At 60.5% G+C, this 22132-nt stretch carries 18 protein-coding genes; 4 read left to right on the forward strand and 14 right to left on the reverse strand.

The genetic code is table 11. From position 1 onward, the window contains the following. Positions 1–38 precede the first annotated feature (38 nt). Positions 39–797: a TSUP family transporter gene (locus HMPREF0178_RS19435; RefSeq protein WP_009369246.1), complete on the reverse strand. Its 759-nt coding sequence runs from the start codon at positions 795–797 to the stop codon at positions 39–41. A gap of 105 nt (positions 798–902) precedes the next feature. Between HMPREF0178_RS19435 and aat the strand changes: the two genes are divergently transcribed. Then, positions 903–1577: a leucyl/phenylalanyl-tRNA--protein transferase gene (gene aat / locus HMPREF0178_RS19440; RefSeq protein ID WP_009369247.1), complete on the forward strand. Its 675-nt coding sequence runs from the start codon at positions 903–905 to the stop codon at positions 1575–1577. A 98-nt stretch (positions 1578–1675) separates the two neighbouring features. Here aat and HMPREF0178_RS19445 read toward each other — a convergent pair whose 3' ends face one another. Next, on the reverse strand, positions 1676–2674 hold the full coding sequence (locus HMPREF0178_RS19445; protein ID WP_009369248.1) for a YheT family hydrolase: 999 nt from the start codon (positions 2672–2674) through the stop codon (positions 1676–1678). Between the two features lie 704 nt (positions 2675–3378). Here HMPREF0178_RS19445 and HMPREF0178_RS19450 point away from each other — a divergent pair. Next, positions 3379–3762: a Tfp pilus assembly protein FimT/FimU gene (locus HMPREF0178_RS19450; protein ID WP_009369249.1), complete on the forward strand. Its 384-nt coding sequence runs from the start codon at positions 3379–3381 to the stop codon at positions 3760–3762. 54 nt (positions 3763–3816) lie between these two features. On the opposite strand, the gene HMPREF0178_RS19455 is transcribed toward HMPREF0178_RS19450, so the two are convergent. From HMPREF0178_RS19455 to truB, 12 genes are all read right to left on the reverse strand, one after another. Beyond that, a complete protein-coding gene (locus HMPREF0178_RS19455) occupies positions 3817–5106 on the reverse strand; it encodes a histone deacetylase (RefSeq protein WP_009369250.1) in 1290 nt (429 codons plus the stop codon). A gap of 361 nt (positions 5107–5467) precedes the next feature. Further along, the gene (carA, locus tag HMPREF0178_RS19460) at positions 5468–6598 is read right to left on the reverse strand and encodes a glutamine-hydrolyzing carbamoyl-phosphate synthase small subunit (RefSeq protein ID WP_009369251.1); all 1131 of its coding nucleotides are present in this window, start codon (positions 6596–6598) and stop codon (positions 5468–5470) included. Positions 6599–6670: 72 nt separating this feature from the next. Next, positions 6671–7435 carry a 3-deoxy-manno-octulosonate cytidylyltransferase gene (kdsB, locus tag HMPREF0178_RS19465; RefSeq protein WP_005030549.1) on the reverse strand — a complete coding sequence of 255 codons (765 nt, stop codon included), beginning with the start codon at positions 7433–7435 and terminating at the stop codon, positions 6671–6673. Between the two features lie 331 nt (positions 7436–7766). Next, the gene (locus HMPREF0178_RS19470) at positions 7767–9002 is read right to left on the reverse strand and encodes a type II secretion system F family protein (protein WP_005030551.1); all 1236 of its coding nucleotides are present in this window, start codon (positions 9000–9002) and stop codon (positions 7767–7769) included. Positions 9003–9150: 148 nt separating this feature from the next. After that, a complete protein-coding gene (locus HMPREF0178_RS19475) occupies positions 9151–10857 on the reverse strand; it encodes a GspE/PulE family protein (RefSeq protein WP_009369253.1) in 1707 nt (568 codons plus the stop codon). Between the two features lie 3 nt (positions 10858–10860). After that, on the reverse strand, positions 10861–12486 hold the full coding sequence (gene pilQ, locus HMPREF0178_RS19480; protein WP_005030555.1) for a type IV pilus secretin PilQ: 1626 nt from the start codon (positions 12484–12486) through the stop codon (positions 10861–10863). Positions 12487–12541: 55 nt separating this feature from the next. Beyond that, entirely contained in the window at positions 12542–13033 is a 492-nt protein-coding gene (locus HMPREF0178_RS19485) for a hypothetical protein (protein ID WP_009369254.1), read from the reverse strand. 15 nt (positions 13034–13048) lie between these two features. Further along, positions 13049–13594 (reverse strand): hypothetical protein, encoded by a 546-nt coding sequence (locus HMPREF0178_RS19490; protein WP_009369255.1) that lies wholly within the window; start codon positions 13592–13594, stop codon positions 13049–13051. 1 nt (position 13595) lies between these two features. After that, complete coding sequence (locus HMPREF0178_RS19495) at positions 13596–15677, reverse strand: hypothetical protein (protein WP_009369256.1); 2082 nt, start codon at positions 15675–15677, stop codon at positions 13596–13598. Between the two features lie 387 nt (positions 15678–16064). Continuing rightward, positions 16065–18302 (reverse strand): polyribonucleotide nucleotidyltransferase, encoded by a 2238-nt coding sequence (gene pnp, locus HMPREF0178_RS19500; protein ID WP_009369257.1) that lies wholly within the window; start codon positions 18300–18302, stop codon positions 16065–16067. 145 nt (positions 18303–18447) lie between these two features. Then, entirely contained in the window at positions 18448–18711 is a 264-nt protein-coding gene (rpsO, locus tag HMPREF0178_RS19505) for a 30S ribosomal protein S15 (RefSeq protein WP_264476212.1), read from the reverse strand. 31 nt (positions 18712–18742) lie between these two features. Next, positions 18743–19672 (reverse strand): tRNA pseudouridine(55) synthase TruB, encoded by a 930-nt coding sequence (gene truB / locus HMPREF0178_RS19510; protein ID WP_009369258.1) that lies wholly within the window; start codon positions 19670–19672, stop codon positions 18743–18745. Positions 19673–20105: 433 nt separating this feature from the next. On the opposite strand from truB, the gene tsaE reads away from it, so the two are divergent. Continuing rightward, the gene (gene tsaE, locus HMPREF0178_RS19515) at positions 20106–20600 is read left to right on the forward strand and encodes a tRNA (adenosine(37)-N6)-threonylcarbamoyltransferase complex ATPase subunit type 1 TsaE (protein WP_009369259.1); all 495 of its coding nucleotides are present in this window, start codon (positions 20106–20108) and stop codon (positions 20598–20600) included. Between the two features lie 51 nt (positions 20601–20651). Further along, on the forward strand, positions 20652–21878 hold the full coding sequence (locus tag HMPREF0178_RS19520; RefSeq protein ID WP_005030572.1) for an aspartate kinase: 1227 nt from the start codon (positions 20652–20654) through the stop codon (positions 21876–21878). Positions 21879–22132 lie beyond the last annotated feature (254 nt).

A 22132-nucleotide genomic window follows, 5' to 3' on the forward strand; every position in this document is an offset into this window, starting at 1 on the left:
AAAGTCCCCTCTTCCCCCCTCCAATTCCCTCATTCCTCCTACCCTGCGAAATAATACTTCCAAATAAGGGAAACGAACAAAATGACAAGCGAGAGGAGCAGAAAGCGGCGAACGATGGTCGGGCCGGTACGGATGGCGAGCTGGCTGCCGGCGAGGTTGCCGAGCACGTCGGCCACGGTCATGGGGATGGCGTAGAGAAAAAGCACGTCGCCGTGATACAGGAAGACGAACAGCGACCCGAGGTTCGAGGAGAGGTTGAAGACTTTGGTCAGCGCGGAAGCCTGAATGAGATTCATGCGCAGACAGACGTTGAAGGCGATGATGAAGAAACTGCCCGCGCCGGGTCCGAAAAAGCCGTCGTAAAAACCGACGCTGAAACAGATGAGCGGGGTCAGCAGGTAGACGTCTTTTGAGGTGAAACTGTCCTTGCACGACTTGGAGCGCCGGGGGATCAGGGTTATCATGGCCGCTACGGGGAGCAGGGCGATCAGGATTTTCCCGGCAGTCTGGGGATCGAAGGCGAGGATGCACTTGCTGCCTGCCGCCGAGCCGAGCAGAGCGCAGGGGATGCCGATGAATGCCAGCTTCCACAGGATGAGCCCCTTGCGGGCGAAGTTGAGCATGGCCGCGCCCGTGCCTATCGCGCCGACGAACTTGTTGGTGCCGAGGGCCTGTTGCGGCGAAAAACCCGCGATCAGGACGGCGGGCAGCCTGAGCAGCCCGCCGCCCCCGGCGATGCTGTCGATGAGGCCGGCAATAAAGGTGACGATGCAGAGGAGAGATACGGTCAGGAGCATGAAAACTTCCCCGGAGCTGAGTTACACATTGATGTTGAAAGCCGACAGAAGGCTAAGGTCCCCCTTCCCATATACGGGGTATCTTCCCCTGCGGGAGCGCGGCGTATGATATACCGCTTGCATCCCGATTACCCGGAACTGTTTCCTGATCCGGAAGGGGCCGATCCCGAAGGCCTTGTGGCGGTCGGCGGCGACCTGAGCGTCCGCCGTTTGCTGGCGGCCTACGGCGCCGGGATTTTCCCGTGGTACGGGGAAGGCCAGCCTTTGCTCTGGTGGTCCCCCGATCCCCGGTGCGTCCTGTTTCCTGAAAAATTCCGTATCCCGCATACCGTCCGTAAGGAAATACGCAAGTGCGGCTTTTCCGTGACCGTCAATCAGGCCTTTTGCGACGTCATGACGGGATGCGCGGCTACGCCGCGCCCGGATCAGGACGGGACGTGGATCATGCCCGAAATGGTGGATGCCTACGCCAGCCTGCACGAACTGGGTTTTGCCCATTCCGTTGAAGTGTGGGAGCATGATGCGGCCGGAAATACGCTCGTGGGCGGCCTGTACGGCGTCGGGCTCGGGAGGGCGTTTTTCGGGGAATCCATGTTCCACCTGCGCCCCCATGCGTCCAAGCTGGCGCTGGTCAGCCTGATGGAATGGCTGAAAGCGCGGCATTGCCAATTGGTCGATTGCCAGATGGCAACGGACCACATCATGCGTTACGGCGCGGAATGTATCCCTCGGCATGATTTTCTGCAACAGCTCCGGAAGGCTCTCTGCCGCGGTGGATGAGCATAAAAGAAAAGGCCCTTTCTTACGAAAGGGCCTTTTCTTTGGTTTGCGGCGGAGCGGAGAACACGCTCCGTACCGCTGGAGGGATGCCTGATGCGTTACTGTATGACTTCATGGACGCTCCCACAAATATATTCCAGAAAATCCGCCGCACGCTTCTCGGACCAATAGAGTTCCTGTCCCGGCGTGACGAAGCCGACGTGCCCGCCCCAAGGGGGCATTTCCAGCGTCATGGCCGCATTCGCTTCCGCAATGCGGCTCGGATAGCAATCCGGCGAAAGGAACGGGTCGTCCGAGGCATTGATCAGAAGAAAAGGCACATCAATATGCTCCAGAAAACGCAGGCAGCCGCTTTCCCGCCAATAATGGCGTGCGGAATCGAAGCCGTGCAGCGGGGCGGTATAGCGATCGTCGAATTCGCTGAACGTACGGATGCGGTCGAGCCCGTCGATATCGATGCGATCGGGAAAGCGGGAATGTTTTTCTTCGACCTTCCGCCGCAGCGTCCGCAGAAAATAGGCCATGTACGGAGCCCGGGAGGGCAGCGAAAGGACTTCCGCCGCGCCTTCCATGTCGCACGGGACGGAAACGGCGACGGCGGCGCTTACTTGTGAAGGGATAGCCCGGTCGCGCTCCCCGAGATACTTGAGCGTTTGATTGCCGCCCATGCTGAACCCCACAAGTACGATGCTCCCGTAGCCGAGGGAGATGCAGTACTGCACGACAAGGTGCAGATCGTTCGTTTCCCCGCCGTGGTAGAGCTGAAGCGTGTGGTTCATTTCGCCGGAGCAACCCCTGAAATTCCGGGCCACCACATCCCATCCTCGGCGGTTGAGCGCTTCGGCCATGCCAAGCATATACCGGCGTGTGCTGTTTCCTTCGAGGCCGTGCGACAAAATGGCCACACGCCCGGAACGGATGCCCGCGCAGGCGGGGATATGATCTATGTCGATGAAGTCGCCGTCCGGGGTCTCAAGGCGTTCGCGCCAGAGAGAAGGCAAGGGAGGATTGCGGAACAGCACGGGCCAGATGGTCTGTAAGTGACCATTCCGCAACCATATGGGAGAATTGTAGGACGAATGATTGACGACGGGCATGGCTTCCTCTTTGCGGTTACATGATTGTTCCTTGTTGTACACCATGCCGCGCCATCTGCCCACCCGGTTAGACAGCCGTGTGCGGCTCTGAGTGAAATATGGAGAAGCCGGTCTTGTTTTCGTCCCGAGTTCGGGAGTGGAGATGTGTCGCGGGGCCTTTACTCTTTCGCCGAGGAGTCATGGGGCTTCTCTTTGAAAGGGCATAGGACATTCCCCCTATGTGCGGCGGCATCACAGCAAGGTAAGCTCAATGGAGAGTATTGGTGGCTTTGGCTTTACTGCGTGTTGTTGCGCCTGACCCGTTTAGGTCTGAGCGTTTCAAAGGCCATGTGACAGGGGAAATGGGGTTTCCCCGTGGAGAGAGGTCCTTCTCGCAGAAGGAATACCAGAAAAAAACTAATAATTATTCATCTATAAATATAAATCTGTTGCCTGGCGCATCAATATGGATGGTTTTTACCAAGAGGCTATGAACCGTTTTCCCTTTTTAAAAAGAACTTTGTGTAATCGATAAAGTATAATGGAAAAGAGAATGCGTTTTGGCTTTCCCATCGTGGATGCACGATTAAAGATGAACTCTTTTGAACTGATAAATATGCATTAATCTATTTTTCTCAACTGATATAGACAAAATAATGTATAGGTATTATTGATACGCCTTTCTTTGTTTCATTATTCATATCGTTGTATGTTGAGGGAAATGTATGCAAAAAACTAAGAAAGGGCAGTTGGGATTTACGCTTATTGAAATTATTTCGGTACTGGTCATTTTGGGCATTCTCGCCGCGGTCGCGGTGCCGAAATACTATGATCTGCAAAAAGAGGCGGCAGACAAAGCCGCCGCTGCTGTTGCTGCCGAGGCTATTGCCCGGTATAATATGAAATTTTCCAAAGAGTTGCTTGGCGGCGGCAAGACGTGCAGCGATGCGTTGAACGCTGCGAAGATAGAAGCTTTTGGTAAGGATGATGACGCGGCGGGCTATGGCACGGATTGGAAAGTCACCTACGTGAGCAACAAGGTCACGGCGATGAATGAAGCGAACAATGGGATATACGCAATCGACTTTGAAGAACCTTTTTGCGATTAGCATATAATAAGAGAGAGCCTCCCATTTTCGAAGAAGGGGAGGCTCTTTTTGCGTTTATTGGCCGCCGATGCACAAGACGTGCGCGTAGCGGCCTGATTTTTTACCGGTCGTTTCCACGAGGCGATGAGCAAGCTCCCGGCAATGCGGGCAGGCGTTGCGAGGCAAAAGCAGGCACAGGCTTTTATCGACGCGATCCGACGATGTTTCGATGCAGGTCAGTCCGGGGCAATCGGGGCAGAGCCGTATGCCTTCATTCTGGTGTTCGCTGAGGCCGTCGGTGTCGTAATAGATGTCCCGTTCGCGCCGCCACCACTCGCCGTCACGATGGCCTTCGGAGGGGCGGGACGGCGGGTTGTGGTACTGATTCAGAACATCGTCACAGAGGCGCGAAATGTATTCCGTGACTTGCGGGCGCTGCTTGAGCGCCTTGGCGTCGTGATCCGGCTCATGGACGTGTTCGAACGGCAGGCCCGCCAACGCGAGGCAGATGCCGAGGTTGACGTAGGGCAGGGCGCCGCGGATGGAGTAACCGCCCTCAAGTACGGCTATATGCGGGTTGAGGAGCGCGTTCATGGCGGCGTAGCCGTGCGCGGAAAGCTGCATATTGGTGAGGGGATCGGTGTAGTGGTTGTCTTGCCCCGCCGAGTTGATCACCAGGTCGGGTTTGAACGCCTCCAATAACGGCAGCACCACGTTTTTTGTGACGTATAAGTAACCTTCGTCTCCGGTTCCGGGCGGGAGAGGGATGTTCACCGTCCGTCCGAGCGCGCCGGGGCCGCCGCATTCCGGCAGAAACCCCGTGCCGGGATACAGCGTCCTGCCGTCCTGATGCATCGAAATGAACAGCGTATCAGGATCGTTCCAATAGATGTCCTGCGTACCGTCTCCATGATGGCAGTCGGTATCGACGATGGCCACACGCAGCGGCCCGAAGCGGCGGCGCAGGTTTTCGATCATCACGGCTTCCATGTTCACGTTGCAGAAGCCGCGGTTGCCGTGGGTGACGCGCATGGCGTGATGTCCCGGAGGCCGCACCAAGGCGAAGGCCTGCTCGCGTTCCCCGGAAAGCACGAGTTCCCCGGCCCGGATGGCGCCTCCCGCCGAGGCGAGGTGCGATGCGGAGCACACGCGCCCGACGTCCGGCAGGCAGAAGTGCACCCGCTCGATATCTTCATACGTGGCCACGCCGGGTTTGTACTCGGTAATGCCCGGAAGGTCGAACAACCCCTCCTCGCGGAGCTGATCCTGCGTATACAGCAGGCGCTCTTCACGTTCCGGATGCGTCGGGCTGATCGCCCAGTCGAACGCCGGGAAAAAGACGACGCCAAGGGTTCGTTTGCTCATGGGAAATTCCTTTGTGAGATAACCGGGGGAGGGAGAAGAAAAAACTTGAAAAGGGCGCCTTCTTCCCTCCCCCGGACCCCCATCCCTCATCTTCCCAAACAGTTGGGCTGGTGGGGGAGGCTGTGCGGAGGGAGTTCGTTCCAGCGGAGGAAGAGAGCCTTCCGTTTGAGGAAAACGCCTGAACGAGACCGCTCAGGCGTCTGGATATGCAGGGAAATCCGCTCAACAGAGATTCAATAAGGCCAAAAGTTTTGGGAGAGGAGGGAGGACGAGCCGTATTGGCAGGTTTGGGGAAGGGAGAGGGAACCGTGGGGTACTCCCCCCTTCTCCAGAAAAGTTCTCCTCCTCCCCAATAAAAACCCTAGAACCCTACCGCGTCGCGGACCATGCCGCGGAAGCGGGCGAAGAAATACTGGCTGTCGATGGGGCCGGGGCAGGCCTCGGGGTGGTGCTGCACGGCGAGGATGGGCTTGGTCTTGTGGGCAAAACCTTCCAGCGTGCCGTCGTTCAGGTTTACGTGCGTGACGACCACATCGGAAACGTTGTCGATATCCACACAGAAACCGTGGTTCTGGGAAGAGATTTCCACATGCCCGGTAGAGAGGTCTTTAACCGGGTGGTTACAGCCGTGGTGGCCGAATTTCAGCTTGCGGGTCGTGCCGCCCAGAGCGTGGCCGAGAAGCTGATGGCCGAGGCAGATGCCCGCCACGGGATAGCTTTCGACAAGCTTCTTGATGGTCACGATTTCGTCGGTGAGGGTCGCCGGGTCGCCGGGGCCGTTGGACAGGAACACGGCCTGAGCGCCGCTGGCCTTGACCTGTTCGGCGGTGAAGGACGGCGGAACGACCAGCACGTCGAAGCCCTGCTCGGTCAGAAGGCGCAGGATGTTCCACTTGATGCCGAAGTCGTAGGCGACGAGGCGCGGGCCTTCGCCCGGCCAGTTGTAGGAGCCGTCGGCGTTGAGTTCGGCGGGGACGCCGCCGTTGCCGGTCCACTTCCACGGCGTAGCGGGCATCACGCGGGTGACGAGGTTCTGGCCTTCCATCGAAGGCAGGGACTTCGCCTGCATGACGAGTTCGGCGGGATCGGTGATGGAGGTGGAAACCATGCCGCGCATGGCTCCGTGCATACGCAGGTGGCGGGTCAGGGCGCGGGTGTCGATGCCCTCGATGCCGGGGACGCCGTGCTGTTGCAGAAAGTCGGGCAGGGAACACACGGAGCGCCAGTTGGAGGGCGTCTTGCAGCACTCCTTGACGATGAGGGCCGCGGCGTGGACCTTGCCGGACTCCATGTCTTCGGCACTGATCCCGTAGTTGCCGATCAGGGGCCACGTCATGCACACCATCTGGCCGTAATAGGAGGGATCGGTAAGGATCTCCTGATACCCGGTCATGCCGGTGTTGAAAATGACTTCCCCGCCGCCCTCGCAGGGGCCGGTAAAGGAACGTCCTTCAAGTACAAAACCGTCTTCAAGAGCCAATAGCGCCTTCATTCCGTCTCCGTTATGTTGAAGCGTGGCGGCAGTCCCGCCGTTGCATTTGTCAAAGTCGCGTATGCACCCGTATTAACGGACGCAGCTTTTGCAGGTGTGCTCCGCGAGCAGTTCGCGGATGGTTTCCAGATCTTCCGGCGTGTCCACGCCGTGGGCTTCGTAGCCTTCCACGCGGACCACGCGGATCGGGACGCCGTTTTCCAAAAAGCGCAGCTGCTCCAGTTTTTCCCGCTTTTCCAGCGGAGACTGCGGCAGGCTGACGAACCGTTCCAGCGCCCCCATGCGGAATGCATACAGGCCGATGTGCCCCAAAATTTCACCGTCCCCGCCCTCGCGGTCGAAAGGGATGCGCGAGCGGGAAAAATACAGCGCGTCGCCGTTGGCCGCCGTCACGACCTTCACCTGATTGGGGGAAGCCGCACGTTCCGGCGAAATCGGCGTGGCGAGGGTACTCACCTGTACCGTTCCGTCAAGGAAAGGCCTTACGAGCTGCTCGATGACGGCGGGGTCCAGCGCGGGCTCGTCGCCCTGTATGTTCACGATGACGGCGTGGGGCTCGACGCCGAGCTTTGAAGCGGCCTCGAAAACCCGATCCGTTCCGCTGGCGTGGTCGCGGCGGGTCATGACGCAGGGGATTTCCCATTCAAGGGCGGCTTCCGCAATGCGCTCGTCGTCCGTGGCGAGTACGATGTTCCTGAGCACCGAAGCTCGTTTCGCGTGGGCGTAGACATGCCAGAACATGGGGCGTCCCCAAATATCGGCAAGCGGTTTTCCCGGAAAACGCGAAGAATCGTAACGCGCTGGAATGATGCCGTAGCATGGAATGGATGTGTTCATCTCCCCCCCGTGGGCCAATGCCCGCTCCCCGCAGGTATAGCAATATTCCTTTCCGCAATAAACCCTTTTTTTGGAGAGGGGTATGGGCGGAAAAGAATATTGGAGGGGGCGGTGAGGACTTTCGTAACGGCTAATGAAGATCGGTGGAGTGTGATGCCCCATGCGGAGGTTTCCGTCCCCCGGTTCGCCGACAGAAGCGTGCGGGGGCAACGGCATAATGGAATCCTAGCCACAGAAAAAGAAAAAAGGGCTCCATAAAGAGAAAAGCCGTTGAAAGGAGGGAAGGCCCTGTCCTGTGAAAGGGGCCTTCCTTTGGTTTCTTTATCCGGCCTTAACGCCCGCCGGATGCCAGCTTGGTCATGTCCCACATGGGCATGAAGATGGCGAGGGCGAAGAAGCCGACGACGGCGGCGAGAACGACGATGAGGATGGGGCCGATGGCTTCGGTCATTTCACCCACGGCGTACTCGACCTCTTCGTCATAGTGGGCGGCGAGGTCCTCAAGCATGGTCTCGAGATTGCCGGCGCCTTCGCCGACGGCGACCATGTTGATGGTCAGCGGCGTGAAATAGCGTGCGGTGCTGAGCGGTTCCGCGATGCCTTGGCCTGATCGGAGTTTTTCCTTGATGGTGGAGAATTCCCGCTCCAGTGCGGCATTGTTGATGGTCTCTGAAAGAATATCCAATGAATCGAGGATACTGACGCCGCTGCGCTGGAGGATGGAAAAGATGGCGGCAAAGCGGGCCATGATCGACATCTGGACGACCTTGCCGACGAGAGGGAGGGTGAGCAGCGTCCGGGCCCACAGGTAGCGGCCCCGGCTTGTCCGTATCCACCAACGCACCCCGAAGAACATGCCGACGGCAGCCGCCAGCAGCAGGTACCAGTAGTCGGACAGCGCGGTATTCATGGCAAGGGCCATGCGCGTCGGCCACGGCAGTTCGATTTTGGCGTTGACGAACAGCTTGGCGAAGCTCGGGACCACCCAGTTGAGGAGGAAGAAAAAGGCTCCGGCCAGCGTGATCAGCACGATTTTGGGATAACGCAGGGCCGATTTCACGTCGTTGCGGATCTTGTTTTCGTGCTCCAGCAGGTACGTGAGGCGATCCAGCACGTCGCCCATCGAGCCGCTGAATTCGCCAGCCCGGATCATGGAGCAGTAGAGCGGGGAGAAAATATCCGGATGCGACCGGAACGCGTTATACAGCGTACCGCCCGTGCTTACCTGCTGCGCGATGTCCGCCGTGGCGGCTTTGAGCGTGGGGTTTTCCGTCTGCGTCTGGAGGATGCCCAAAAGCTGCGTGATGGAGACGCCTGCGTTGAACAACGTGCGGAACTGTTTGCTGAACAGGATGATCTGTTTGTAGGTGACCGGCTTCTGGAAGAATTTTTGGAAGCGTTTGCTCTTCAAGGGGCCGTCCCGACGGGTAACCTCGGTCGGCATGAGGCCGCGGCCAAGCAGCGCCTGACGCGCCTGTTCCGCGCTTTCGGCCTCAATATCGCCGGTGAGCGTCACGCCTTCGTCATTGATCGCCCGGTAGGCATACGTATGTTTTTGGTCCGCCATGAGTATCCTTTTTCAATATTCGCCCGACAGGGACTCCCTCCGTGCGGCCTCCCCACCAGTCGAAAGTCTTGGGAAGGGAGGGGGACGGGGGGAGGGGAAACCCTTCTTCAGAAAGGTTTCCCTCCCCCGATGCTCTCTTCCGGTCCCCCTACACCATAGCGGCGCGGAGGGCTTCCTCGACGGTGGTGATCCCGGCGCGGACCTTGCGGGCCGCGTCCTGAGCGAGGGTGTTCATGACGCCCTGCCGCTGGGCGATGGCGGAAATCTCCTGCGCGTGGGCCCGGCGGACAATGGCTTCCTGGATTTCCGGCGTCACGGGCATCACTTCGAAAATACCGATCCGGCCCAAATAGCCCGTGTTCCCGCAGTGGTAGCAGCCTTTCCCGCGCCGGAAGGTTGCCCCTTCCGCGTCCTTGATCCCGAAAAGCCCGAGCAGGGCGCGGGGCGGATCATAGGGCTCGGCGCAATGGGGGCACACTTTGCGGACAAGGCGCTGGGCAAACGAGCAGAGGAGCACGGAAGCGACGAGATAAGGCTCGATGTGCATTTCCATGAGCCGGGAAACCGCGCCGGGCGCGTCGTTGGTGTGCAGGGTGGACAGCACGAGGTGCCCGGTGAGGGCCGCCTGCACGGCGATCTGCGCAGTTTCGCTGTCGCGGATTTCGCCCACCATAATCACGTCCGGGTCCTGGCGCAGGATGGAGCGCAGGCCGGAGGCGAAGGTCATGCCCGCCCGGACGTTGAGCTGTACCTGCCGGATGCCGTCAATGCGGTATTCGACGGGATCTTCAAGCGTGATGGCGTTCACGTCCGGCTTGTTGAGAAGCTGGAGGATGGAATAGAGGCTTGTGCTCTTGCCGCTCCCGGTGGGGCCGGTGGACAGGATCATGCCGTAGGGCCTTTCGATCGTTTGGGAAATGGTCTTGCAGTCCTTGTCGCTCATACCGAGCTTGTCCAGCGTGTAGACGTGGTTGGTACTCATGTCGAGCAGACGCATGACCACGTTTTCGCCGTAGATGGTCGGCAGGGTGGAGACGCGGACGTTGATTTCCCGGCGGTCCACCATCATGGTGAAGCGCCCGTCCTGCGGCACGCGGGTAATGGAGATGTCCATATTCGCCAAAATCTTGATGCGCGAGACGATGGAGGCCCCGACGCTTTTCGGGGGCGAAGGCGTTTTGCGGAGCTTGCCGTCGATGCGGAAACGGATCTGGATGGAATCCTTTTCCGGGCTGATGTGGATGTCGCTCGCCGATTCGCGCACCGCCTGCGTCAGGATGGAGTTGACGAGGCGGACCACCGGGGCTTCGTCGGGCTGGCCGAGCTCGTCTTTGGGCGTTTCACTGGCGATGAGCAGGTCGTCGGACGCCACGGGCTGATCGGGCAGAGCGGTAAAGCTCTCCATCACCCCGTCCATCGTGTTGAAATGGCCGTACAGCGCGGCGTAGAGCTGGGTGAACTCCTGCCGGAGGCACATGACCGGCTCCACTTCGCGGTCCGTGACGATTTCAATGCGGTCCAGCGCGTCGATATCCAGCGGGTCCATCATCGCCACGACCAGCACATCCCCGCGGATGAGCAGGGGGACGGCATTGGTGCGCTGCGCCACGTCGGCGGGCAGGCGGTCGGAGAGGGACAGGTTCAGCGGGAAGCGGGAGGGCGTGTAGCGTTCGATGCCGGTTTGGCGGCACACGGCGTCCACGACGTCGCTCTCGCGGCAGATGCCCTGTTTGATCAGGTACTCGCCGAGCTTCATGCCGCTGCTGCGCTGGCCTTGGAGGGCTGCTTCAAGCTGGTCGGCGCTGAGCAGGCCGGAGGCCAGCAGCAGCTCGCCGAGTCTCATTCGTGTATGCATGGGCTATCTCCTCGCGGCCCCGGCCGAGGGCGCGGGAAGCGCCCCGTTCCGGAGCGAAGGGCTTTCGCTCATGGAAGGCGCGGACGGGAGCGGCGGCAGTTCCCGCGTGGGCAGGATTTCCGGCGTGATGAAGATAAGCACTTCCTCCATCGTCTTGCCCTTGCTCTCGTGGCCGAAGACGTACTTGCCGCCGGGGATGTCCTTGAGCCCGGGAACGCCCGCGTTGATGTCCGTCCCCTTTTCCTTGGTCAGGCCGGAGATGACCACGGTTTCGCCGTTGCGCATGATGAGGGTCGTTTCGGTCTGCTTCTTGATGATGAAGGGATTGCCGTCCACGGAACGGGAGGTGTCCACTTCGTCCTTCTTGACCAGCACTTTGAGCTTGAGGTTGTCGCCGTCGATGACGTTGGGCGTCATCTCGAGGCGCAGGACCGCGTCTTCGAACTTGACCTCGCGGTCGCCCATGTTGCTTGTGGAAACATAGGGGACCTTTTCGCCGTTCTCGGTGTAGGCCATCTTGTTGTCCAGCGTGGTGATGGAGGGCGAGGACAGGATGTTGATGTTGCCGTCCTTTTCCATGAGGTTGAGCTGGACTTCGAGCATACTGCCGCCGACCTTGCCGAACAGGAAGCCGAGGGAGCCCATGTCGTTGGAGGCGATGCCGGAATAGTCGAGGCCGAAAGGCGCGCCGCCGAGGCCGGAGCCGTGCGTTCCGGTCAGGCCGCCGGTGACGGGGTCCTGCCCCTGCGTGCCGGACGCGCCGGAGCCGATCCACGCGTGGTTGCCGTTGTTGAAGGAACCGGAACGCCAGACGCCGCCCCACTGCACGCCGAGTTCGCGGGCGGTTTCCTTGGTGGCTTCCACGATGTAGGCCTTGAGGTGGACCTGCGGACGCGGGCGGTCGAGGTTGTCCACAAGCCGGATGATGCGCTGCTGATCCTGTTCCGTGGCCTGTATGATCAGGGCGTTGCTGTGTTCGTCCACTTCGATGACGGCGGCCTGCCCGCCTTGCCCGTTGGCGGCGGTAAGGAATTTGGTGAGGCTCTGCTGCAGGGCCGCGGCTTCGGCATAGCGCACGCTGACCACGCTGACGGTGAGCGGCGAGTTCTGGCGGGAGATGAGCTCCTGCTGGGCAAGCTGGTTGTCGAGCGTCTGGAGGTTGATTTCCTTCTGTTTTTCCACGGCGGTCAAGACTTGCAGGATGTTGCCCTGCCAGCGGTATTGCAGGCCGTTGGCTCGCAGCAGTCCTTGGAACACGTCCCGCCACGGGGATTTCTGGACATTGAGGCTGACCGTCCCGCTCACGCCGGGGCTGAGCATGACGTTGACCCCGGCGGCGGCCGCGAGGCTGCGCAGGGCGACGCCCACATCCACGTTGTGGAGCTTGAGGGTGACGGGAATGGTGGGCAGGGGACGGGACGCGGCCTGTTCCTGTTTTTCCGTGTGGCGCATGATCACGCGGGGCTCGGGGCGCAGATCGGAGGGTGCGGGCGAATAGCCCTGCGAATCCTGCGAGAGCTGCTTCCAGTGATCCATGAACTCCTGCTTTTTGTCTTGCTTGGGGGAGCAGGCCGCGAGCAGACAGAACAAGGCCAGGAGGCAAAGGATGGAAACGGGCCGTTGTCGCATAGTATTCTCCACTCGCCGCAAGGGCGCGGCGAAGCTGTTCGTTGAGAGGCGCGGCTTATATGTCGTCCCCGGAGTAGGGCAGGGTCCACTCGGCGTTCCGCGACGGCGAATAGAGGCGCACGCCGTCGGAACCGATGAACCGGATCACGTCGCCGGTATTGGGGAGCGTGTCGCCCACGCCGTATTCCAGCCCGCCGATGATGGCGAGAGCTTCCTTTCCGGCCTGCACATAGCCGGAATAGACGAGGCCCGCGGCGTTCGCGGACGCCGCCTGCTGCGCGTCCGGCAGCCCGTTTGCCGGAAGGGTGAACGGGTTGCGCGGGGCCGGGCGCAGCGATGAGGCGAGGATGTAGCGCTGGCCGTCCGACAGCGGGAGGGCCTGCAGGCGCGCCGTGACCTCTCCGGCGACGGCCCGGGCCTGTTGCAGGGAGCTGTCCGTGCCGGAAGGCGCCGGGGAAGGCAGCAGCGTCGAAAGGCCGAACTGGATGCCTCCCCCCATGACGGCGGCGCCCATGGCCGCCAAAAGTATCTTTTCCCGTAGCGTCATCGTATCAGCCCTTCATCAGTGCCGCGGCGTGTTGGCCTGTTGCGTGAACGTGGCCCATATCCCCAGCGAGTATGCGGGAAGCGCGCCGGAAGGGGTGACGTTCAAAAATTCCATGCCGGAAAGCCACGGCTGTTCGCTCAGCAGGAGGACAAGGCGCCGGAAATTGTCGGGAGGGCCGGAAAGGGTGCCGTCCAGACGGATGCGGTTCTTTTCCACGACGGTTTCGGCGGCGGGGACGAAATGGGAGCTCTGCATCCCGGACAGGCTGACCATTTCCTGCAGCGAGGTGACGATGAGCGGCAGGGTGTCCGGCGTCGGCAGGGTTTTGGTCGCTCCGAGAAGGCGTCGGGTTTCCTCGCGCCGGGCATTGAGCCCCTCCATGAGCGGCTGAAGGGTTTCCTGCACCTGTATCCGGGTTTCGAGTTCTTTGATGTCCGCTTCGAGCTTCCACGTAACATACCAGAGCGGGGCGAGGCAGAACAGCAGCACGCACAGCGCCATCACGCCCTGAAGCGCGAGGGCCCTGAGGGGGAACCATGCCGGGACGATCGGGAGACGCATGTTACACCAGCCTCAGCGTTGCGACGAAGGAGAGGATTTCCGTATCCGTCTGCTGCTTTTCCACAACCAGGGACAGAACCATCGGCGAGTGCTCCAGCTGGCTGAGGAATTCCGCAAGCTGCGACTCGCGCTGGAGCATGTCGCCCACCACGCTTCCGGTGAGCACGGCGACGGCGCTTTCTTCGGGTTCGGATGGTTTCTTTGTGCCGCGCGGCGCTTCCTGCTTGCCGGGATTCACGTCCTTGAACGTAACCCGCATACCCGTGATATGGATGGCCTCGGGGGTGAAGGTCGAGAGTTCGGTCATGAGCGCGGCGGCGATGCGGCGTTTCGCCAGTGTCCGGGCCTGCACCTGCCATTTCTGGGTGTCGGCCAGATTGTTCCTGAGTTGATCCGGCGTGTAGAGCACGGGCCACGAGGCAATCCGGCTTTCCAGCTCGGCCTTGTGCGCTTTCTCGTCCAGATAGCCCATGTACAGTTTGCCGCAGAAGGCCAGAAGCAGCATGAGCACGACGGTCGTGAGCCCTATCGAAAGGAACGTGATCCGCATCTGCCGTTCCCTGCTCTTCTGATCCTTGTAGGTCATGATCGCATTGGGCGTATACGCCGGGGCGGAGAGGCTCAGGCCGATGGATTGCAGCAGGCTTTCGTCGGCGGATCTGGCCAGCGCCTTTTCCAGATCCGTAGCCGCGCCGGGCGTGGTCTGCCCGTCAAAGCGCAGCGGGCGGCAGGGGAGGCCGAGGGTGGTTTCGAACTTTTTCAGCGCAAGCGCCATGCAGCCGCCGGGGGCGAACACAATGACGCCCTGAATGTTCGGCATTCCCATAGCGTTGCGGAAGTGGTCGGCGGTGCGTTCCAGCTGCCTGGCCAACCTCCCGAGAGGCTGGGAAAGGCGCAGAAGCAGGCGTTCCTCTTCTTCGGGCGTGCGGCGCCTGTTTTCGCAGAGCAGGTGCAGGCCTTCTTCATAGGAAATTCCATCGTCCGGAATTTTTTCGGCGAGGGAGGATAGGGGCGCTGCGGGCACGGAAGGCGCGACAGGTGCCGAAGCCATGTCCATATCCATTGGGGACAGCTGTGGAAGGGACAGCTCCAGCGGCAGGGATTCCGGCTGCAGGATCAACGGGAACGGGTCCGAGGGCGACGTGAATGATGAAACGGCCTGCTGCCGTTCGGAGTGAGGCCCGGCAAGCTCCCCGCCCAACGCCTCCATCGGCAGGTGCTGCGGCATGGGCGGCACAACTGGAGGCGGAGGCGTTTTCTTGCGGCCGCCGCCGTAGGATTCCTGCAACGCCGTGACGAGGCTTCTCAGGCCGGTTTTGATGGTCCGGCTGAGCGCGATGTTGGTACCGGAAAAGATCTCGATGCGAGTGGAGTCCTCTCCTATGTCGGCGAAGGCGAAATGTTCCCACGGCGAGGACAGCCAGCCCGAAGCGAACAGGTTTTGCGCGTAGATGTTCCCGGAGGTGATGCCCGCCGGAGAAACGCCGGCCGCGGCGAGCGTATGCCTGACGGTGTTGACCGCGCCTTTGTTGGCGATCATGGCTGTGACGGGGAGGCGGGGCACGCCTTTGTCCAGCACTTCGGCGTCCACACGATAGTCGAAGATGTTTTCGGCCTCGTCGAACGGTTTTTCCCGGATCGCGGTCATCTTGGCAATGGCGTCGCGATCTTTAGGGCTGACTTTGGGAATGCGGTAATGGCGAAGCTCATCCTGCCCGTCGGGGAGCCGGACCCATATGTCCGCGTCGCGTCCGCCATGAGGCAGGAAGGCGCTCAACGCCTCGCGTATCCTGTCGGCGAGGCCCGGTGTTTCCCAGTCCATGGTTTCCGGGATGCTGAAGCTCTGAATGGCCTCAAGGATCGGTGTGCTTCCAGCGCGGCGTTGTACAAGGCAGATCCTGCCCTTGCCGACATCAATACCCACAACCGAGCGCTCTTTGCCGAACAAAGAACGGTGGGGCGCGACCGGAGGACTCTGGAGGGGTGGGGCGAAAGAAGCGGGAGCGTCGTCTTTCTGGGGTGTACTGCGGATATGATCCAGCAGCTTCTGTGTGGCACTGGCCTGGCTTGCGGATAAAGACACGTTAACACCCCGTCGACTATCAATTGGAATTAAATGATATCCGCCAACGGTGACGAGAGCAAGAGCGTTCTTGTCCTTTTTACCGGGCAGAGGCGTTAAAAGTACGCCGGAGGCGGAACGTGGTGTCGTCGCCCCATTCAATTATGGTTTTTCATATAGAAGATGCTGGAAACGCGTTCGTTTCGGCGCAGGGTACAGGAAGGGAGGGCGGACGTGCCGCTTCTTTTTTCATCCCGGCAAGATGCCCCGGTTTTTGAACGCGGGGACAGGTGCCCCCTCATGAATCAAAATAAGGAGGAAGAAACATGATGCTTCTTCCTCCTTTTCGGAAACCGGGAAGGGGTACCCTTCCCGGCGATATCCGAGGCCGGGCCTCAGTTCGTTTCGTTAGTCGCGGCGGGGACGGCGTTCGCGGCGTTCGCCGCGATCCCCACGGTCACCGCGATGATCGCGGTCGCCTTCGCCGCGCGGAGCACGGGCGGGGCGGGCGGTGTCCTCGGGCTTCCATTCGATGCCCTGTTCTTCGAGGAGGACGGCCTTGCGGCTGGCACGGATGCGGTCGCCGTTGATTTCGATGACCTTCACCAGCATGTCTTCGCCGAGGTGGGCCACGTCGGAAGCCTGCGCCACGCGGCTGGTATCAAGCTGCGAAATGTGCACGAGGGCTTCGACATTGGGCATGATTTCCACAATGGCGCCGATTTCCAGCACTTTGCGGACCTTGCCCATGTAGTTCTTGCCGAGGTCGGGGCGCTGGTCATAGTACTGCACCAGTTCCTTGGCCTGTTCCATGGATTCGGCTGTGGGGGCGAAGATGGAGATGCGGCCGCTGTCTTCGATGTCCACGGAAGCGCCGGTGGCGGCGGTGATCGCCTTGATGTTCTTGCCGCCGGGTCCGATGATCATGCGGATGACTTCGGGGTTCACGAAGACTTCGGCATGTTGCGGGGCATACTTGGAGAGTTCGGCGCGGGGGCCGTCGATGGCCTTCTTCATTTCGCCGAGGATATGCAGGCGGGCTTCATGCGCCTGACGCATGGCCTTGCGCATGATCTCGGTGGTCAGGCCGGTGATCTTGATGTCCATCTGCACGGCGGTTACGCCTTCGGCGGTACCGGCAATCTTGAAGTCCATGTCGCCGAGGGCATCTTCGTCGCCGAGGATGTCGGTCAGCACGATGAAGTTGTCGCCTTCCTTGATGAGGCCCATAGCCACGCCGGCGACCGGATCGGAAATCGGCACGCCCGCGTCCATGAGGGACAGGCAGCCGCCGCACACCGCGGCCATCGAGGAGGAACCGTTGGATTCCAGCGTTTCGGCCACCACGCGGACGGTGAAGGGGAAGCCGTCGCCCGCGGGGATGATGGGCTTGAGGGCTTTTTCGGCCAGCGCGCCGTGGCCGATTTCGCGGCGGGACACGCGGACGGGCTTCACTTCGCCCACGGAGAAGGGCGGGAAGTTATAGTGCAGCATGAAGGTCTTGGTCACGTCGCCGGTGAGCGAATCCATGCGCTGGTTGTCCGTGGAGCTGCCGAGCGTGGTTACGCACAAGGACTGCGTTTCACCGCGCGTGAACAGCGCGGAGCCGTGGGCGCGGGGCAGGATGCCGGGCTGGATTTCAATGGGGCGCACGGTCTTGGTGTCGCGTCCGTCGATGCGGGTGCCTTCGTCAAGGATGCGCTTGCGCACGACCTTCTTTTCGATGTGGCCGATGATGTCGCCGACGGAGGAGAGGGCCTTTTCGTCTTCGCCATAGGTCGGATCGGCCTTGAGGGCTTCGACGATCTTTTCCTTCACGAGCTTGCGGGCGTCCTTGCGGGCCATCTTTTCGGGCACGCGCATGGCGGCTTCGAGGCCGGCTCCGGCGGCAAGTTCTTCGATGCGAGCGAGCAGGGCCGCGTCGTCTTCCTGCGGGGTGAAGGCCATCTTCGCCTTGCCCGCAAGCTCGCGCAGCTTGACCTGCGCTTCGACGAGGGGCTGGATTTCCTTGCGGCCCCATTCGAGGGCGTCGATGATCACGTCTTCGGGAACAAAGGTGGCTTCGCCTTCAACCATGACCAGTGCGTCGGCGGAAGCGGCGAACACGATGTTCAGGTCGCTTTCGGCCATTTCCTTGACGGTGGGGTTCAGGATGAACTGGCCGTTGATGCGGCCGATGCGTCCGCCGGCGACGGCTTCGGCGAAGGGCAGGGGCGACAGCATGACGGCGGCGGAAGCGGCCGTGATGGAGAGCACGTCGGATTCGTTTTCCTGGTCGGAGGAAATGACGCTGGCGAGCACCTGCACGTCTTCGGGGAGGCCCTTGGGGAACAACGGGCGGATCGGGCGGTCGATGAGGCGGGAAACGAGGGTTTCGCGCTCGGACGGACGGCCGATTTCACGGCGGAAGAAGCTGCCGGGGATACGGCCCGCGGCATACATGCGCTCGGAATATTCCACGGTCAGCGGGAAGAAGCCGCGGTCGAAGTCGAGGGGCTGTGAACAAACGGTAACGAGCACGACGGTGCCACCGCACTGGATGGTAACGGAGCCGTGGGCCTGCGTAGCGACGCGGCCGGTCTCAATGATGATTTCCTTGCCGCCGATGGTGGCGGAAACCCGGGTGGGGGCTTTTCTAAAACTCATGGTGAATCCTTTTCTCTTCGGGAAGGAGACTCCGGGAACAATATCGATCCAAACGTCGATCCTGTTCGCGGAAACTCCTTCTCATGACGGGTTGAGGTTGATGATGTGGAAAGGGGGAGCCCAAGGCTCCCCCCCGAAAACGCACTTACTTGCGCAGTCCCAGCTTTTCGATGAGAGCGCGGTAACGCTGAATATCTTTGCTCTTGAGGTAGTTCAGCAGGTTGCGGCGCTGGCCGACGAGCTTGAGCAGGCCACGGCGGGAGTGGAAGTCCTTCTTGTGTTCCTTGAAGTGCCCGGTGAGGCCTTCAATGCGGGCGGTAAGCAGAGCTACCTGGACTTCCGGGGAGCCGGTGTCGCCTTCATGCTTGGCGTGAGCTTCGATAACAGTCTTTTTCTGGGCGGCGTCCATAACCACAGCGATATCCTCCGAATGGGTTGCGTTAGTTCCAAAGTCCCCTGAGCACTTTCCATGCGGGGCCGCCGGAGACGGCTTCGGCGAGCGCGAGAGGCTGCCCGTCGGGCGAGAGCAGGACGGCGTTGGCGCCGGGAACGCACGGGATGTCCGTTCCGCCCTGTGCTCTGGAGCGCGCGCGGCGCGCTTCCGTCCACACAAGGATCTTGCCATTTTTCGTGTCCGCCTCTTCCTGTCCGGTCACGGTGATCGTGGGCCAGTGGGGGAGAGCGGCGGTCACGGGGATGACCCGTTCAGGCAGCGTTTCGGGCTCGGCGAGCAGCGTGTCCAGCGGACAAGCCCTGTCGAGGCCAAAGGGGTGGCTATACTCCCGAATCAGTTCCGTGAGCACGGCTCCGCACCCCAAGCGCGTCCCCAAGCTGTGGGCGAGGGACCGTATGTAAGTGCCGGAACTGCAAATGACTCGGAAGGTAACGTACGGAAGCTCAACCCTGAGGACTTCCGCACGCGAAATTTCGATGGTCTTGATTTTGAGCGGGGTTTCTTTCCCCTCCCGGGACAGCTTGTAGAGGGGCTGACCTTGATGCTTGGCCGCCGAATAGGGCGGTACGGGCTGTTCACTCGTGCCCACCCAGCCGGCGATGACGTCGGCCACGGCTTCGGCGGTCACATGGTCCCACGGCGCTTCGGCGGTAATCTGGCCGTCGGCATCCCACGTATCAGTGGTCTGCCCGAGCCGGACAGTGCCCTGATAGGCTTTGACGCCTCCCGCCATGAGATACCCGGAGATTTTGGTCGCGTGCCCGAGAAGCACCAACAGAACACCCTGAGCCATCGGGTCCAGAGTGCCTGCGTGTCCTATCTTTTTTTGCCCCAACCGTTTGAATCGGTTGGTACACTGGGCGGACGAGAGCCCGCGTGGCTTGTCGACCACAAGAAGACCGTGCTGTTGTTCCATATGAGGTGAGTACTCTATACATTTTTTTCTCGGCCGTCCAGTGGTTCTTGTGAGAGATGTGGAAGTCGAAGGCATCCCGGGAGGGCGGCGCCTTTCGGAAGACAGGCCTCCTCCTCTGCGCATTCCGCTTCTCCCGCTCCAGCGGCTTTTGACTGCCGGATATCCGGAGCTGGCTGCCGGATTGGGCCGCCTGCCGTGCGCCCCCGTCCAGAGAGGGGAGCAGGGAAGCGTTGAGTTTCCGTCAGGTTTCCGGTAATCGGAACGGTCATCTTCGCTTCTGATGGTTTCAAGAGGAGATGGATGGTTCAATGGATTGGCCTCGCCTGACGTTCCCGCAAGGACGCGGCGGCAAAGCTGAGGCATGCGGGTTTTCGCTGCCGAGGGACGTTTTGCTCTCATGATCTCCCCCGATTTTCTTCAATAAGGATTTTCTATGGATATATCCCTTCCTGATGCCGAATCGACCGTTGCGTTCGGCAGGCAGCTTGGCCGGGCGCTGAACGAACAGTACGCCGAGGGCGGCGAGCAGGTTCATATCATATTGTTCTACGGCGATCTGGGCTCAGGCAAGACCACGTTCACACGCGGCTTCATCGAAGCGTTGCCCGGAGGGGAGAATGCGGAAGTCTCCAGCCCGAGCTTTACCCTGTGCAACAGCTATCCCACGACGCCCTCCGTCATCCATTGCGATCTGTACCGCTCGGAGGGCGCATTGCCCGATGAAGTGGACGAGGCGCTGGATACGGAATCCGGACTGGTGCTCGTTGAATGGGCCGAGCGGATTGCGGCCGAGAATTTGCCCCCGAAACGTCTGGACATCCTGTTTCAAGTCTGCAAAAATAACAGGTTGGTAACGCTGTCCCCCTATGGGAAGGCGGCGCACTGCGTATTGCAGAAACTGGCTCGTCTCCGCGATTCCGGGGAATGACGGCAAAGAGGAAGGGTTTCTGCCTCACAGGTCACGATGAAGGACTCAGCTATGCGTATTCTGGTACAAAAATTCGGAGGGACGTCCGTAGCCGACATCGACCGCCTAAAAATGGTGCGTGGTAAGGTGAAAGCCGCTCTGGATCAGGGATACAAGGTAGTCGTGGTGCTTTCCGCCAAGTCCGGGAAGACCAACAAACTGCTGGATCTGTCGACCCGTTGGGCCGCAGAGCCTGATCTGGCGGAAGTGGACAGTCTGCTTTCCACGGGCGAGCAGGCCTCGATCGCGCTTTTCAGCATGTTGCTCAAGGACTCCGGCATCAAGGCGCGTTCGATGCTCGGCTGGCAGATCCCGATCATCACGAATGATGAATTCGGCCGTGCCCGCATCCTCTCCATTGATGCTTCCCGCATCCATAAGGAGCTTGAGGCGCACGACGTGCTCGTGGTCGCCGGGTTCCAGGGCTCGACGGAAGACGGGCGCATCACCACGCTCGGCCGTGGCGGGTCCGATACGTCCGCCGTGGCGCTGGCCGCCGCTCTGGATTCCTGCGAGTGTGAAATCTATACGGATGTGGACGGGGTCTATACGACGGACCCCAATCTGTGCTCCACGGCTCGCAAACTCGATCGCGTCACCTATGAGGAAATGCTTGAAATGGCTTCCATGGGTGCGAAGGTATTGCAAATCCGTTCTGTGGAGTTCGCAAAGAAGTATAATGTTCCCGTTCACGTGCGCTCCACGTTTTCTGATGATCCGGGAACGCTGGTCGCCCAGGAGGACGCCATGATGGAAGCCGTGCTCGTCTCCGGCATTGCATATGACAAGGATCAGGCCCGTGTAACCGTATGCGGGGTTCCTGACCGCCCCGGCGTCTCCGCCGCCCTTTTTGCGCCGCTGTCCGAAAACGGCATCATGGTTGACATGATCATCCAGACCGCCAGCCGCGAAGGCGTGACCGACATGACGTTCACCGTGTCCCGCAAGGATCTGGAGAAAGCCATTCAGCTCATGAAGGAAATCGTCGCGAGAATCGGCGGTACGGGAGTGGAACACGACCCCTATGTCGCCAAAGTCTCCGTCATCGGCGTGGGAATGCGTAACCACACCGGCGTGGCGACCAAGGCCTTCGCCGCCCTGCAGCAGGAAAACATCAACATCCAGATGATCAGTACGTCCGAGATTAAGATTTCCTGTCTGATCGACGAAAAATACACCGAACTCGCTGTGCGCACCCTGCACGACGCGTTTGAACTGCACAAGCCTGATCACGCCTAGCCGTGCAAGCGAACTGATGCGAAGGCCCGGAGAGTCCTCTTTCCGGGCTTTTTTCATGAGTATCATCCCGGAAAACGCATATTCTCATAGTGCAATAAAACAAAAAGGTTGGATATTGAGAAGAAAACGTTTTGGAAAAAATTCCAAAAAATGGTTGACAGAGAGCGGGGTCTGGGGCAAGGTATACAAATGCTTCGGCTACGTGGTGAAAACAACCTGCAGTCGTTGTGTCGTCACTGTGACAGCACAGTAAC

Origin of the sequence: Bilophila sp. 4_1_30, from assembly GCF_000224655.1 — a bacterium.
Taxonomy (GTDB): Bacteria; Desulfobacterota; Desulfovibrionia; order Desulfovibrionales; family Desulfovibrionaceae; genus Bilophila; species Bilophila wadsworthia.

Coding starts and splice junctions, on each gene's coding strand:
- HMPREF0178_RS19490 (WP_009369255.1), bottom strand. CDS start 13,594: ATGCGTCTCCCGATCGTCCCGGCATGGTTCCCCCTCAGGGCCCTCGCG.
- HMPREF0178_RS19445 (WP_009369248.1), bottom strand. CDS start 2,674: ATGCCCGTCGTCAATCATTCGTCCTACAATTCTCCCATATGGTTGCGG.
- aat (WP_009369247.1), top strand. CDS start 903: ATGATATACCGCTTGCATCCCGATTACCCGGAACTGTTTCCTGATCCG.
- HMPREF0178_RS19520 (WP_005030572.1), top strand. CDS start 20,652: ATGCGTATTCTGGTACAAAAATTCGGAGGGACGTCCGTAGCCGACATC.
- rpsO (WP_264476212.1), bottom strand. CDS start 18,711: ATGGACGCCGCCCAGAAAAAGACTGTTATCGAAGCTCACGCCAAGCAT.
- HMPREF0178_RS19470 (WP_005030551.1), bottom strand. CDS start 9,002: ATGGCGGACCAAAAACATACGTATGCCTACCGGGCGATCAATGACGAA.
- truB (WP_009369258.1), bottom strand. CDS start 19,672: ATGGAACAACAGCACGGTCTTCTTGTGGTCGACAAGCCACGCGGGCTC.
- HMPREF0178_RS19485 (WP_009369254.1), bottom strand. CDS start 13,033: ATGACGCTACGGGAAAAGATACTTTTGGCGGCCATGGGCGCCGCCGTC.
- HMPREF0178_RS19435 (WP_009369246.1), bottom strand. CDS start 797: ATGCTCCTGACCGTATCTCTCCTCTGCATCGTCACCTTTATTGCCGGC.
- carA (WP_009369251.1), bottom strand. CDS start 6,598: ATGAAGGCGCTATTGGCTCTTGAAGACGGTTTTGTACTTGAAGGACGT.
- pnp (WP_009369257.1), bottom strand. CDS start 18,302: ATGAGTTTTAGAAAAGCCCCCACCCGGGTTTCCGCCACCATCGGCGGC.
- HMPREF0178_RS19455 (WP_009369250.1), bottom strand. CDS start 5,106: ATGAGCAAACGAACCCTTGGCGTCGTCTTTTTCCCGGCGTTCGACTGG.
- pilQ (WP_005030555.1), bottom strand. CDS start 12,486: ATGCGACAACGGCCCGTTTCCATCCTTTGCCTCCTGGCCTTGTTCTGT.
- kdsB (WP_005030549.1), bottom strand. CDS start 7,435: ATGAACACATCCATTCCATGCTACGGCATCATTCCAGCGCGTTACGAT.
- HMPREF0178_RS19475 (WP_009369253.1), bottom strand. CDS start 10,857: ATGCATACACGAATGAGACTCGGCGAGCTGCTGCTGGCCTCCGGCCTG.
- tsaE (WP_009369259.1), top strand. CDS start 20,106: ATGGATATATCCCTTCCTGATGCCGAATCGACCGTTGCGTTCGGCAGG.
- HMPREF0178_RS19450 (WP_009369249.1), top strand. CDS start 3,379: ATGCAAAAAACTAAGAAAGGGCAGTTGGGATTTACGCTTATTGAAATT.